The sequence below is a fragment of the Peptoniphilus sp. genome (genome assembly GCF_034090345.1).
Classification (GTDB): Bacteria; Bacillota; Clostridia; order Tissierellales; family Peptoniphilaceae; genus Peptoniphilus.
The window spans coordinates 12,552-25,109 of sequence record NZ_JAXDSS010000069.1 but is presented as its reverse complement, the minus strand read 5'-3'; the positions used below and the strand labels follow the sequence as shown (position 1 = coordinate 25,109).

20 protein-coding genes are annotated in these 12,558 nt (G+C 28.8%); all 20 read right to left on the bottom strand.

Features of this window, described 5'->3' with window-relative positions; translation table 11 throughout:
- Position 1: 1 nt before the first annotated feature.
- Positions 2–784 (bottom strand): TlyA family RNA methyltransferase, encoded by a 783-nt coding sequence (locus SOR77_RS06105; RefSeq protein WP_320636263.1) that lies wholly within the window; start codon positions 782–784, stop codon positions 2–4.
- Positions 784–1,644, bottom strand: coding sequence for a polyprenyl synthetase family protein (locus SOR77_RS06100; protein WP_320636262.1), 861 nt, complete (start codon positions 1,642–1,644; stop codon positions 784–786). Before SOR77_RS06100 ends, SOR77_RS06105 begins: the two co-directional genes overlap by 1 nt.
- Positions 1,644–1,862, bottom strand: a complete 219-nt coding sequence (xseB, locus tag SOR77_RS06095) for an exodeoxyribonuclease VII small subunit (protein ID WP_320636261.1) — start codon at positions 1,860–1,862, stop codon at positions 1,644–1,646. Before xseB ends, SOR77_RS06100 begins: the two co-directional genes overlap by 1 nt.
- Position 1,863: 1 nt before the next feature.
- On the bottom strand, positions 1,864–3,426 hold the full coding sequence (gene xseA / locus SOR77_RS06090) for an exodeoxyribonuclease VII large subunit (RefSeq protein WP_320636260.1): 1,563 nt from the start codon (positions 3,424–3,426) through the stop codon (positions 1,864–1,866).
- Positions 3,427–3,503: 77 nt separating this feature from the next.
- Complete coding sequence (gene nusB / locus SOR77_RS06085) at positions 3,504–3,905, bottom strand: transcription antitermination factor NusB (RefSeq protein ID WP_004823031.1); 402 nt, start codon at positions 3,903–3,905, stop codon at positions 3,504–3,506.
- Entirely contained in the window at positions 3,905–4,285 is a 381-nt protein-coding gene (locus SOR77_RS06080; RefSeq protein WP_320636259.1) for an Asp23/Gls24 family envelope stress response protein, read from the bottom strand. The genes nusB and SOR77_RS06080 overlap by 1 nt, the downstream gene beginning before the upstream one ends.
- Before the next feature lie 111 nt (positions 4,286–4,396).
- On the bottom strand, positions 4,397–4,705 hold the full coding sequence (locus SOR77_RS06075; protein WP_320636258.1) for a CD1247 N-terminal domain-containing protein: 309 nt from the start codon (positions 4,703–4,705) through the stop codon (positions 4,397–4,399).
- 22 nt (positions 4,706–4,727) lie between these two features.
- Complete coding sequence (gene efp / locus SOR77_RS06070; RefSeq protein WP_004821712.1) at positions 4,728–5,285, bottom strand: elongation factor P; 558 nt, start codon at positions 5,283–5,285, stop codon at positions 4,728–4,730.
- A 66-nt stretch (positions 5,286–5,351) separates the two neighbouring features.
- A complete protein-coding gene (locus SOR77_RS06065) occupies positions 5,352–6,257 on the bottom strand; it encodes a hypothetical protein (RefSeq protein WP_320636257.1) in 906 nt (301 codons plus the stop codon).
- A 3-nt stretch (positions 6,258–6,260) separates the two neighbouring features.
- Complete coding sequence (locus SOR77_RS06060; RefSeq protein ID WP_320636256.1) at positions 6,261–6,731, bottom strand: competence type IV pilus minor pilin ComGF; 471 nt, start codon at positions 6,729–6,731, stop codon at positions 6,261–6,263.
- The gene (locus tag SOR77_RS06055) at positions 6,688–7,014 is read right to left on the bottom strand and encodes a type II secretion system protein (protein ID WP_320636255.1); all 327 of its coding nucleotides are present in this window, start codon (positions 7,012–7,014) and stop codon (positions 6,688–6,690) included. Before SOR77_RS06055 ends, SOR77_RS06060 begins: the two co-directional genes overlap by 44 nt.
- On the bottom strand, positions 7,004–7,429 hold the full coding sequence (locus tag SOR77_RS06050) for a type II secretion system protein (protein ID WP_320636254.1): 426 nt from the start codon (positions 7,427–7,429) through the stop codon (positions 7,004–7,006). The genes SOR77_RS06055 and SOR77_RS06050 overlap by 11 nt, the downstream gene beginning before the upstream one ends.
- Complete coding sequence (locus SOR77_RS06045; RefSeq protein ID WP_320636253.1) at positions 7,426–8,463, bottom strand: hypothetical protein; 1,038 nt, start codon at positions 8,461–8,463, stop codon at positions 7,426–7,428. Before SOR77_RS06045 ends, SOR77_RS06050 begins: the two co-directional genes overlap by 4 nt.
- Positions 8,447–8,983 (bottom strand): SGNH/GDSL hydrolase family protein, encoded by a 537-nt coding sequence (locus SOR77_RS06040; RefSeq protein WP_320636252.1) that lies wholly within the window; start codon positions 8,981–8,983, stop codon positions 8,447–8,449. The genes SOR77_RS06045 and SOR77_RS06040 overlap by 17 nt, the downstream gene beginning before the upstream one ends.
- On the bottom strand, positions 8,971–10,020 hold the full coding sequence (locus tag SOR77_RS06035; RefSeq protein WP_320636251.1) for a ribonuclease E/G: 1,050 nt from the start codon (positions 10,018–10,020) through the stop codon (positions 8,971–8,973). Before SOR77_RS06035 ends, SOR77_RS06040 begins: the two co-directional genes overlap by 13 nt.
- Entirely contained in the window at positions 10,017–10,733 is a 717-nt protein-coding gene (radC, locus tag SOR77_RS06030) for a RadC family protein (protein WP_320636250.1), read from the bottom strand. The genes SOR77_RS06035 and radC overlap by 4 nt, the downstream gene beginning before the upstream one ends.
- A gap of 3 nt (positions 10,734–10,736) precedes the next feature.
- Positions 10,737–11,318: a Maf family protein gene (locus SOR77_RS06025; RefSeq protein ID WP_320636249.1), complete on the bottom strand. Its 582-nt coding sequence runs from the start codon at positions 11,316–11,318 to the stop codon at positions 10,737–10,739.
- Positions 11,311–11,826: a Gx transporter family protein gene (locus SOR77_RS06020; protein WP_320636248.1), complete on the bottom strand. Its 516-nt coding sequence runs from the start codon at positions 11,824–11,826 to the stop codon at positions 11,311–11,313. The genes SOR77_RS06025 and SOR77_RS06020 overlap by 8 nt, the downstream gene beginning before the upstream one ends.
- Positions 11,823–12,215 carry a NusG domain II-containing protein gene (locus tag SOR77_RS06015; protein WP_320636247.1) on the bottom strand — a complete coding sequence of 131 codons (393 nt, stop codon included), beginning with the start codon at positions 12,213–12,215 and terminating at the stop codon, positions 11,823–11,825. The genes SOR77_RS06020 and SOR77_RS06015 overlap by 4 nt, the downstream gene beginning before the upstream one ends.
- Before the next feature lie 89 nt (positions 12,216–12,304).
- The gene (locus SOR77_RS06010) at positions 12,305–12,487 is read right to left on the bottom strand and encodes a hypothetical protein (protein WP_320636246.1); all 183 of its coding nucleotides are present in this window, start codon (positions 12,485–12,487) and stop codon (positions 12,305–12,307) included.
- Positions 12,488–12,558 lie beyond the last annotated feature (71 nt).

The following is a 12,558-nucleotide window of genomic DNA, read 5'->3' as shown; positions in this document are numbered from 1 at the left end:
ATCATTCGACCTCTTTAACAACCTCGTCAATATTAAAAGAAATACTTTGCTCAGATGATTTTTCTAAGTAAATTAGAAACTCTTTATTACCAGTAGTACCTCTAATTGGCGAAGTAGTTATACCCTTTATTCTAAAATTTAAAGTTTTAGTAATTTCTATAACTTTCTCAATTACTTCTTTATGTATTTTGATATCTTTTACTATGCCTTTTTTCCCAACCTTACCTTTTCCAGCTTCAAATTGAGGCTTTATAAGTGCAACTACTTCTCCGCCATCTTTCAAAATTTTATAAACATTTGGCAGTATTAAATCTAGTGAAATAAAACTTACGTCAATACTTACAAAATCAACTTTTTCAATAGAATTGACATCAAAAGTTCTAAAGTTGGTTTTTTCCATACTGACAACTCGTTCATCTACTCTTAATCTATAGTCTAATTGATTTGTACCAACATCTATTGCATATACTTTTTTTGCTCCATTTAAAATCATACAGTGAGTAAATCCGCCAGTAGAAGCTCCTATATCTGCGCAAATTGAGTCTTTAAGGTCGATGTAATAAAGTTCTATAGCTTTTTCTAATTTAAACCCACCTCTGCTAACATATTTAAGTCCTTTAGACTTAACATATATTTCAGAGTTTTCATCAACTAATTGTCCGGGTTTTTCAACTCTCTGAGTTTTTATAAAAACTTCTCCACTCATTATTAATCTTTTAGCTTTTTCTCTAGATTCTGCTCCACCAGTTTCGTAAAGTAGAATATCAGCTCTTACTTTAGCCATTAATAATTCCTTTTTATTAAACTTCTAGTTAGTTCTTCTAATTCTTCAGTGTTATATTTTAACTTTCCAAGAGCTAATATTGCCTTTCCACTATACTCATCTACTTTTTCTTCAAGATCTTTATCACTAATGTAATTTAATATAGTGTTATTTTCTTTTTCAATGTCATCTTTTGCGTCTAATAAGTCATCTCTCATCTGATACGCCATACCTAAGCAATTTGCAAATTCTTCAAATTCTGCTATTTCCTCGTCACTAGCTCCTGCAAGTATCGCACTAGAAACTACCGCTGCTCTTATAAGAGCAGCCGTCTTTAGTTTATACATAGTTTCACATACCTCTAGATTGCGAACTTCGGAAAATCCTAAATCTATTACCTGTCCACCTACCATTCCATGAACGCCAGAAGCTGTGAACATATATCTCATTGCCCTTAAAGCACGTTTTAATTCACTTAAGTCTTCAATACTCTCTAATTCTCTTGCTAGAACTTCAACAGCCATGTTTAGTAAACCATCTCCAGCCAAAATAGCTATTGCTTCAGTAAATACTTTGTGGTTAGTAGGTTTTCCTCTTCTAATATTATCATCATCCATTGAAGGTAAATCATCATGTATCAATGAGTATGTGTGAATCATTTCAATTGCAGTTGCAAATGGTAAAATTTTTGCATAGTCTTCGCCAACTATAGCCCTGTAAACCATAACAGACATTAAAGGTCTTATCCTTTTACCACCTGATGAAAGCGAATAGAGCATTGACTCATAAACTTTTTTTTGATATTCGTCAATAGAAGTAAAATACTTAAATATATGATTCTCTATTATTTTTATATCTTCACTGTAATCTCTTGTTGTCATTATTTCCTCTCAAAATCCTTCTCTACTATATCATTTCCTTCTTGCATTAAAACTTTTACTCTTCCTTCATATTCGTCTAATTTACTCAAACAGAATTTATAAAGCTTTAATCCTTCCTCGTATTTATTTATAGAATCTTCCAATGTAATCTCTCTCGATTCCAACTCTGATATTATAGTTTTTAGCTTTTGAAATGCACTTTCATAACTTTCATTCATACTATTTCTCCTCTATGTTAAATATCTTAGATTTAACTGTTCCATCTTTAAAGTTTATACTCATAATCTGATTATTTTTAACTTGTTTTATACTAGTTATTATCTTACCATTATCATCTAGTGCATAAATATTCGAAAATTTAGTATCTCTTAAACTTTCTCCATTTTTTAAAACTTCATTTTTAATCTTATTTAATTTAGCTTCTATTCTCAAATTTACTTGATCTTTAGACTTGTCTAAAAATTTCTTGTTATATTCAATACTGCTTAACAAAATGTTTTTCTTATTTATTAAATCTAAATTAAATATATTTTTTCTCTCATATCTAAGATTCGAATAAATTATACTATCTATTCTAGATTTTAAATACTTTAACCTATATCGCTCATCATAGATACAAGTTTTTATTCTATGATTTGGAAAATATCTATTTATTAATTTTAATTCATTTTTTCTAGCTTCAAATACATCAAATTTTAAAATATTGCTTGAAAATAACAACTCTCTTTTTTTATCAAAACAAACTTTATCTAATTTTTTATTTAAAGATATTAAACTCTCATTCAAATCCTCTTTATTTTTATCAATATTTGGAATATTAGAGTTTAATATCCTTTTGATAAAGTTTATTTCTCTTCTTTCAAAATTGCATCTTTCACTACAGTTCTCAAATAAGTAAGTTTTTTCTCTTAATAAATTAGATTTATTGTTTTCTATCTTTTCTAAAATATTATTTTTTATAATATTAAAACTTAAATCTAAATGTTGCTTCAATTCATCCTTAGACAAAGATATTATTTCAGCTGCTGAAGATGGTGTTGGAGCTCTAAAATCAGCAACAAAATCACTTATTACATAGTCTATTTCATGCCCTACTGCTGATATTACAATTTTATTCATTGAATGTATATACCTAGCTATTCCCTCATCATTAAAAGCAACTAAATCCTCATAAGAACCTCCGCCTCTACCAACTATTACAACATCTACATCAGAATATTCAAAATATTTTAATCCCTCTAGGATGTTTTTAACGGCTCCTTCACCTTGTACCAATGTTGGAAATAATATGATATCAATCGCTGAATTTCTTCTTTTAATTACATTTATTATATCTTGTATTGCAGCTCCTGTCTTGGAAGTTACAACCCCTACCTTTTGTGGAAAAGCCTTTAATCTTTTGCCCGATTTTACAAATAATCCTTCAGCTTCTAGCTTTTCTTTAAGCCTTTCATAAGCCTCTTTTATATTTCCACTACCTTTTGAACGAAGTTTTCTTATAAAGAAAGTTACAGATGCATCCTTTTCAAATATTGCAACTGCGCCACCAGCTATTACACAATCACCTTCAAAAGGCTCATGCTCCAAATTTTCAACATCTGTATAGTACACAACAGCTCTAATAGATGAAGTTTCATCTTTTAAAGTTAAATAGTAGTTGCCATTTGAATGCTTAGTTAGATTAGACACTTCACCTTCTACATATATATTAGAGAGAAGATAGTCCATAGCCACATACTTTTTTATATATTTATTTAATTCTCTGACCTTTATAGCTTTCATACTCACCACAACTTAAAAAGAAAAACCAATCTTATTTGTATTATTTTATACAACAAAAACCGAGAGATACCCCTCGGTTAATTTATACTTCTATAAATACTACCTAAAATTCCATTAATAAACTTCTGAGATTCTAGACTTCCATAAACTTTAGCTATTTCTATAGCTTCGTTTATAGATACTTCTTCCGGGATATCTTCTCTATAAAGCATTTCAAAAACCGCAATTCTCAAAATAGCTCTATCGACCTTAGCTAGTCTTTTAAAAGACCATTTTTCAAGATTTTTCTCTATAACAGAATCTATTTCTTCTATATTATCTATAAGTTGCGGAATAGCTACATTTATATATTCAATTTCATCGTCACTAAAAGAAAAGTTATCTAAAAATAATTCAACTTCTTTTATATCAAATTTATTAGTTAAATCCATTTGATATAACAACTGCATTTGACCTATTCTTGCTTTTTTTCTACTCATTAACTTCTTACTTTCTCTTTTTCCGATACTGCAATTCCACTTACATGAACATTGATTTCTACAACCTCTAAACCTGTCATATTTTCAACGGCTTCTTTCACTTTTTCTTGCACTACTTTTGCAATTCCAACTATATTTCTGCCATATTCAACAGTTATATAAGTATCTATAACTGCTTCTTGTTCTCCAACGGACACTTTAACTCCACGTCCAACATTTTTAACGCCTAGTATATCAGTAACAGAAGATTTTAAACTAGCCTGCATCTTTGCTACCCCATCAACAGATTCAGCAGCAAGAACTGAAATTGTAGCAATAACATCTTCTGATATTTTTACATCTCCAGATATATCTGTATTTACTAAATACTTTTCAGACATTTCGCACCTCCATGCTTTAGTAAACTTAATTATATCAAATCTAAACTATGTATTCAATTTTTTAATTATTTGCTTCTGCAATAAAAAAAGGGCCTTTCGGCCCAATTAAATTTATTCTTCTACTTCTAAATCTGAATCTTCAAATTCATCATAGAATAAATCCTCATAATCTTCATCGTATAGATCAAAATCATCATCTTCGTCTTCGTCATATACATAATCTTCAAGATCTGATAAATCTTCATCTAGTAGATCAAGATATTCGTCAATATCTTCTTGTTGGCTTTGAATTTCTTCAACTAAATCTCCAAGTACATCGATAAGTTCAACTAAAATACGTCCTTCTTTTGAAGCTTCATCAATCTCGCATCCATCTGCTAGACCTTCTAAATAAGCAATTCTTGCTTTTAAGTTTTCCATAGTTTCCTCCTAATTCTCTAGATTATACTCTAGACATGTACTCCCCTGTTCTTGTATCAATCCTGATAACATCGCCTGTATTTACAAAGAGTGGAACATTTAGGGTAAATCCTGTTTCAACTGTAGCAGGTTTATTTCCACCTGATGAAGTGTCTCCTTTTACACCTGGCTCAGTTTGTGTTACTTCTAATTCAACAAAATTTGCAGGTGCAACTCTAAATGGCTTACCTTTATAAAAATTGATAACAGCTACATCATTCTCTCTCATAAAATTAAGAGCATCTTCTACTACATCTTTTTCCAATGGAATTTGTTCGTATGTTTCATTATCCATGAAATAATAAAGTTCTCCATCACTATAAAGATATTGCATTTCTTTAGTTTCTATAACTGCCTTTTCAAATTTTTCTGAAGGGTTAAAAGTTGTTTCTCTAGCTCCACCAGTAAGCACTGATTTAATTTTCACTCTAACAAAAGCAGCTCCTTTTCCAGGCTTAACGTGTTGGAAATCTATAATTTCATAAACATCTCCATCCATTACAAACGTAACGCCCTTTCTTAAATCACCTGCTGATATCATAAATTTACCTCCTAAATTTTCTCTTCATTTTATTATAACACATTACAAATATCTATTTAAATACTTTTACTTCTTTTCTTTAGATGTATATTTAACTGTAGGTTTAATAAAATCTTTAAAATTTTTGTGAAACATGTGCAATTTATCATAATTATAATTTGCAACTATGTAATTTTCAGATACTTGGTCATAATTCAGTGTTAATCCATCAACTTCTATATTATAATCCCCCAACGATTGAATGTCACTTTTTAAATTCAAAATTCCGTTTATTTTTATGTTTGCTCCCAAAATTATATTTTCAACATTAAATAAAGCCATAGCTTTAATATCACTTAATACAATTAAATTCCCATCATTTTGTTCCAAATAAAATCTATCAAAAGAAGAGACAGTATCAACTCTTTCTTTAAGTTCGCTATCTTTAAAAAATACTATCGAGCTCCCTTCTTTATGCAAATATATATCTTCGGAGGGTAGAATTATATTTTTAGTATTTCCAGTGCCTATATTACTTTTCATTTTTTGAAGTTCATCTATACTAACTTTTCCATTCACATTACAAGTTCTAGGACTTACAATGCTACGCCCTGTTGTGTATATCTCATTTACTATATTCCCATAAGCATACCAATTAGACTTTATATTTTTATTACATATTTCAGCTTTTATTTCAAAATTCGGAGGCCTATTCCCAACCATAACACCTATTACATCAACCTCACTGCCAAATATTTCCACTTTATCTATATATTTTTTGTTTTCATATAAATTCTTTATCAGTATTTCAAAATTTTCTGCAGATGTAATCATTTCAATTGCAGATTCTACATTGTAGTCTACTTGTATAGAATCAATAGAATTTTTTTGTACTAAAGCACTTTTAAAAATAGAGTTCAAAAGAAAGCTAATCGAAATAAGCCCTAAACTCATTATTAATACCGTAACTACAATTGCATATCCTCTTTTCATAATCTATCCCTTATTTCTTATCGCCACTAATATTTCTCTCTTCTTTCCATTAATCATTTCCATATCTATTTTTATATAATCATCTGTACATTTAACATCGAAAACTTCAACTTTTGATATCAATGGATTATTACCTTCTTTTCCACTAGTTACTCTGCGTATGTTTTTATTTTTCAATTCGAAATGAATAGTCTTTTGTACAATTTCTTTATTAACTCTCTCAGTATTTACTATTTTAAATCCAGTTGACCCGTCTTGTTTTATTTTCTGTGCATTTAATATTTCATCTCTTATGTAATTTTCAAAAAAATATAATTCACTCGCAATATCTTCTTCAATGCTAACCTTCTTAGTTACCATCACTAAATGACTGACCATCGTGGTTAGTAAAGAAAATAAAATCAATGATATTCCAACAACCATAACTAATTCAATCAGAGTAAACCCCTTTTTTGACCAACTTTTTAAGCTCATACTTTTCTCCAAAACTTACTCTTACTTCAAATAAATCATCTGAAACTTTTTTTAACTTTACATCCACATCTTCATATTCTACATTTGAGTTGCCATTTTTTATATTAACAATTGCATTTTCCATTGCATTTTGCAATTTATTGCTCGCATCTTGAATTTCATAAATCGACACTCTTGATTTGTTTAAATTTATATATGCTGAGATGATTGAAGTCCCAAGTATTATAACTATTCCTATTGCTATCACTAACTCTATTAGAGTATATCCTTTCTTAGTTTCCACTGCTCAATCTCACCTTTCCACTTACCGGAGATATGGTTACTGTATATGTTTTTCTTTCAGTTTTAAAATTTATAGTTCTTCCAGCTTCTCTTGATGAAACTCCTTTTCTTGTAAAAACTATATCCTTGTATTCTTTAGTTTCAGGTTCTAAAATAAGTCCTTCCGGTAATTTTTGCAAAATAAAATCATCATTGACTTCGTAACTATAATAATCCTCTGAAATTTTGACTGAAACTTTTTTGTTATTTGCTACAGCATATCCTCTAGCTGAATTTAAATCTGATACAAAATTTTTAACTGCAAGTTTTTGCTTATATGCTTTAATTCCATAAATACTTTGTATTGATATTCCCATCAGTATAACTAATATCCCTAAAACCACTGCTATTTCAATCAAAGTGAATCCTTTTTTCATAATTCACCTTCGATTACAAAAGATAATAAATTTTCTTCATCACTAATTGATTTCAAGCTTATCTTGTCTATATTATCATTTGTCAATTCAATTTCATTTTTCCCTCTAGAGATAATATACTCTCCGCCCTTAATTTCTAATAATGTTTTTGTATCTAAATATGAATAAACATAGATTTTTATTTTTTTTAAATACTCTACTCTATTCAACACAATATCTAAAGTAGACTCTCCTTTAGTCTTATAATATAAATTAAATCCATTTTCCATAGCACTTATCATAGCTTCTGATGACTCATTATTTTTTAATAACATACAATCTTCAGCATTTATATTGAAATTGCTGTGTACTTTTTCATTCCCTAAAGCTTCAATATTTTCTATTATTTCTTTTTTTGGTATACTTTCGATTTTATTTTCTTGTTTTGAAGTTGATAATACATTTCCTTCTTTATCTACTTTCTTACTTTCTGATTTATTTTCTTTTACACTTTTAGATTCATTAAGTGCAGATATAATGTTATTATTTTTATCTTTCTCATCTAATTTTTCTTTAAAAATTTTACTCTTTATATCCCCTTCAGATGCCACTATTTGCGGTAATATAGAAGAACTATCACTCTTGAAAGTGAAAGTTATTCTATATCCCTCAAAATCTTGAGTTAAAGTTGCATTATCGTAACTATAATAATCAGACAAATTTAATAACTTAAAAAGTTCTTCTTTCTTTAATGGTATGTCTATTATTTTATTTTCTTCGACAGTGCTTATTGCAGCTTGTGGAAATTCTTTTATAAACCCTTCATTATCTTCTCTTTTTACTACGACATTTTCTTTATCCGAGTCTCTAATTTCACTTTTTAATTTAATATCTTTTAAGTCTAATTTAGTATTTTCTATTTTATATTTATATGCTTCAATGTTTTTTACTTTTTCAGAAAATACTAACGAATATATCAGCATTTCAAAAATCAAAACCACCAAAACAATTAATAAAACCTTTTCCCTTTTGTTAAGCTTATTTATAAAATCCATAGTTCACCTCTAAAAATTCTAAAAATAATTTTTTCATATCTTCATGTGTTTTTTCATTAGGATGAATTCCGTCAAAAAGTTCAATATCTTTCACTAACTTATAAAAATTCAGAATTTTAAAATTACTAAAATTCAATTTTAAATATTCATCATGTAATTTTTCTAACTTTCTATTTATTCCGCCCGGATTAAAAATAAATCTCAGCTCATTTGTATCCACCATATGTGGTATACATACTAATACTTTTGATTTTGACTTACGCAAAATTTTTTCAGTATTTTCAACTACATATTTTACCGGCATACCATTAAGAAAATCGTTTAACCCGTAAAATAACACCAATAAATCACAATCTAATAAATTATCAATTCTATCTAGAACACTTGAGGACGTTTCTCCATTCACGCCAAAATTATTAAATAATATTTTATCAGACTCTATCTTTGAAAATGAATTGCCCTTAACACCAAAACCATTAACTATAGAATCACCAACAATATTTACTACTATTCTATCCATATATTACTTAATTCTTCTCCTCTATTTTTTCTAGACATTTCCAACAATCCCATTCTAGTAAAGCCATGCACAGTAGTATTTTTACCATCTTGTTTTAATTCTTTCCTTAACAAATTTATAACTTCTTTCTTGATTTGTTCATCTGAATCTATATAATCTACAATTATAGCTCCCGAAATATTTCTAAGTAAAATTTGCCTCACGATTTCTTTAGTTGCATCTAAATTTATTTTTCTCACAACTTCATGGTTATTTATAGCATTATAACCCTTTGAATTTACATCTATTACAGTAAAAGCCAATGTCTTTTCAATGGTTATATTTCCTCCATCAGGTAGGGCAACTTCTCTACCCTTTAAAACATTTAATTCTCTAACCAATTCAGGTATGTATTTAATACTAAACTCAGCATCAAACTCTGAATTTACTAGATTTTTATAAAGCTTAAAAAGTTCCAAATCATTAAATAATATTTCTTCATTTTCCTTTAAATTTATTCTATTAACTATTGGCTCTTTATATAATAACTTTGGGCTTGGTAACCTATCTTTTTCTAATTCTAGTAAATTCAATTTTTCTTTTAAATCAGTGTATTCTTCTTTTAGTGACTCAAAAGCAATATTTTGAGCTTCAGTTCTAAATAATACTCCCTTAAAAGAGTTGTGTTCAGCAAAATTTAATAAATTATTTCTCATCTCAGCGTTAATTTTTGATGATACTTTTATAAAGTCATCATCAAATACAATCATAGCATTACCTGTTACAGAAATTTTTCTACTTACTTTTAATGCTTTTTCTTTTTCGCTTGGAACTTTTATTACTTTAACTATTACACTTTCCCCTTCGCTCTGAGATATTTTTTCTTGAGTGAATCCTATGTAATCTCCCAAATCTATAAAAGTTCCAATTCCCTTCACTTTTTTTTGAACACTACCTCTGTAAATATTATTTATTGGGTCATCTAATATTATAATTTTTTCTATTTTATTATCGTATCCTATGATTAAATTTTCATGTGAATCCACATAATACTTCATATTAATCCATTCTCCAAAAAACTGTAATAAACTCTATTACCTATTATTATATGATCCACAAGTTCAATACCAATTATATTGCCAACCTCTTTTAATCTCTTCGTTAAAGCTATGTCTTCTGTTGATGGCGTTATATCTCCTGAAGGATGATTATGTATTGCTATAATTGTATGCGCAGAGTAATCTATGGCAGTTTTAAAAACCTCTCTTGGATGTACGACTGTCATATCCATTGAACCAGTTGATATATTTTTTATCACTTCTAATTCTTTTTTTGTATTTAATATTGCTATTTTAAACTCTTCCACTTTCAAACTGCACATATCTTCCATTACATAACTAGCTATTTTAGATGGCGAATTCACCTTTGTCTTTTTAAATACAGACTCTTGACTCATCCTCTTTGCCAAAGTAACAGCTGCAAGTATCATACAAGCTTTACTCTTTCCTATTCCATTTATAGCAGTCAAGTCAGATATCCTTATATTTTTTAATGCACTTATTCCCCTATGTTCGAACCCATATTCATCCTTATAACTAAATTTATTTAATATTTCTTGGGATAATTCCACAGATGTCTTAGATTTGTTCCCTGTTCTTATTATCAGTGCAAGTAATTCAGCATTAGAGAGCGCTTCCGTCCCTAGTTTCAAACATTTTTCCTCAGGTCTATCTTCTTCAGGCATTTCTTTAATACTAAAATTCTCTTGCATAGTCTACCTCTTTAAAAAATCTACATCAAAATCAGCATCTAACACATCATACAATCTCGATATCGGAAGCCCTACAACATTGAAGAAATCGCCTTTTACAGACTCTATTAATAGGCTTCCATATCTTTGAATACCATAAGCTCCCGCTTTATCTACATATTCCAAAGTATCTAAATACTTTTCTATTTGTATTTCACTCAATTTTTTAAACTTAACCTGTGTTCTCTCATAAAATATCTTTTTGTAGTTTTCTTCCATGCAAATTATTGCACAACCTGTCAATACATCATGTATAGTACCAGAAAGACTTAACAACATTTTTTTTGCATCTTCTCTATCCTTAGGTTTGCCTAACGGTCTATCTTTATAAACTAAAGTATCCGCTGCAACTACAATGGCATTTTCATTTTCCTTTGCTACTTCATACGCTTTATTAAAAGCTATAGACATAACATTTACATGTTCAGATTTACTTTCATCATATGTTTCATCTATAAATTTGCTGATAACTTCAAAATCTATAAATTCTGTAAGCATTTCTTTTCGACGAGGCGAATTCGATGCGAGAACTATTCTTCTATTCATTAATATTCCCCTTAAAAGTAACACTCAAATTTTTAACTGAGTACTCACTGGCTACCCCAACAAAATATCCTGTAAAAATTCCGAGCACTAATAACAATGGTAAATATGAAATTATACTAAATGTATTTAACACTATACACGCTGCTAAAACTTGCCCCATATTATGAAACGCTGAGCCTATTAAGCTAATCCCAACTGTAGATATATATTTTTTTAAGAAGCTATTTGCCAAAGACATGCTTACCGTACTCAACATAGCTCCCGTAAAAGAAAAAATAAAGCTTGTTACTGACCCTGTTACTATAACTAATAAGATTGATTTCAAAGCCGCAACTACTATACCTTCTCTATTACCAAAAAATAAAATAGTTATTAAAACTACCATATTTGAAAGACCTAATTTAGCTCCAGGTATTGCAGCTGGTGTTGGCAACATCATTTCAAATAAACCAATGACTAAGCCTAAAGACACAAGTAGTGATAAAAAAATCATCTTTTTAATTCTCAATGTAGTACCACATCCACTTCTCTTGTGTCTTTAACATCATTGTCCGCATTTGCATTCACTAATGAAATTATCAATCTATTTGGTAGACATATAATAGATTCTCCAGCCCTAGTTATATGACCCATATGAATACAAATTTGATCTTTACAATCAGACTCAACCATATGTACTCCATCGCTAGTTATTGCAAAAGTATTTTTACCATATTTATTATCTATTGTATAAAGTTTTTCTTTTTCACTGAGCGTATATCTTGCCTCAACCTTACCATTAACACTTACTACAACCTCTTTCTCTGCAGCTTCTACTACAGAATTTTTAGATACTAAAAAAATTCCTGTTGATAACAATAAAATTAAGGCAACAATTATATAATCTCCTTTTTTCATATATGCACCTCAATAAAATTATATCACACTAAAAAAATTATTTATATTATTAATAATGTTTTTTAATTTCTATTCAAATAAATAAGAAGTCATGATATAGAATCCAAGTTTTTTATATTATTAAAAATTGTTACTCTTCTGCATATGCTTGCTTCAAGTACATATAGTAATAAATAAAAATGTTCTTTAGGTCGAAACTGCATAGTTGTAATTTTTTTCGTTATTCCATTTATTATTTCACTATAGTCGCCATTTAAAATATTCTTCTTCACTTATTCATCAAATTCATCGACATATTCACTTACAAATTCACTATCCCATTTAACCATTGCCAAATTATGTA

Bases quoted from the DNA above. Each gene is read 5' to 3' on its own strand.
- SOR77_RS06105 (WP_320636263.1), bottom strand. From the start codon at position 784: ATGGCTAAAGTAAGAGCTGATATTCTACTTTACGAAACTGGTGGAGCA.
- SOR77_RS06100 (WP_320636262.1), bottom strand. From the start codon at position 1,644: ATGACAACAAGAGATTACAGTGAAGATATAAAAATAATAGAGAATCAT.
- xseB (WP_320636261.1), bottom strand. From the start codon at position 1,862: ATGAATGAAAGTTATGAAAGTGCATTTCAAAAGCTAAAAACTATAATA.
- xseA (WP_320636260.1), bottom strand. From the start codon at position 3,426: ATGAAAGCTATAAAGGTCAGAGAATTAAATAAATATATAAAAAAGTAT.
- nusB (WP_004823031.1), bottom strand. From the start codon at position 3,905: ATGAGTAGAAAAAAAGCAAGAATAGGTCAAATGCAGTTGTTATATCAA.
- SOR77_RS06080 (WP_320636259.1), bottom strand. From the start codon at position 4,285: ATGTCTGAAAAGTATTTAGTAAATACAGATATATCTGGAGATGTAAAA.
- SOR77_RS06075 (WP_320636258.1), bottom strand. From the start codon at position 4,705: ATGGAAAACTTAAAAGCAAGAATTGCTTATTTAGAAGGTCTAGCAGAT.
- efp (WP_004821712.1), bottom strand. From the start codon at position 5,285: ATGATATCAGCAGGTGATTTAAGAAAGGGCGTTACGTTTGTAATGGAT.
- SOR77_RS06065 (WP_320636257.1), bottom strand. From the start codon at position 6,257: ATGAAAAGAGGATATGCAATTGTAGTTACGGTATTAATAATGAGTTTA.
- SOR77_RS06060 (WP_320636256.1), bottom strand. From the start codon at position 6,731: ATGAGCTTAAAAAGTTGGTCAAAAAAGGGGTTTACTCTGATTGAATTA.
- SOR77_RS06050 (WP_320636254.1), bottom strand. From the start codon at position 7,429: ATGAAAAAAGGATTCACTTTGATTGAAATAGCAGTGGTTTTAGGGATA.
- SOR77_RS06045 (WP_320636253.1), bottom strand. From the start codon at position 8,463: ATGGATTTTATAAATAAGCTTAACAAAAGGGAAAAGGTTTTATTAATT.
- SOR77_RS06040 (WP_320636252.1), bottom strand. From the start codon at position 8,983: ATGGATAGAATAGTAGTAAATATTGTTGGTGATTCTATAGTTAATGGT.
- SOR77_RS06035 (WP_320636251.1), bottom strand. From the start codon at position 10,020: ATGAAGTATTATGTGGATTCACATGAAAATTTAATCATAGGATACGAT.
- radC (WP_320636250.1), bottom strand. From the start codon at position 10,733: ATGCAAGAGAATTTTAGTATTAAAGAAATGCCTGAAGAAGATAGACCT.
- SOR77_RS06025 (WP_320636249.1), bottom strand. From the start codon at position 11,318: ATGAATAGAAGAATAGTTCTCGCATCGAATTCGCCTCGTCGAAAAGAA.
- SOR77_RS06015 (WP_320636247.1), bottom strand. From the start codon at position 12,215: ATGAAAAAAGGAGATTATATAATTGTTGCCTTAATTTTATTGTTATCA.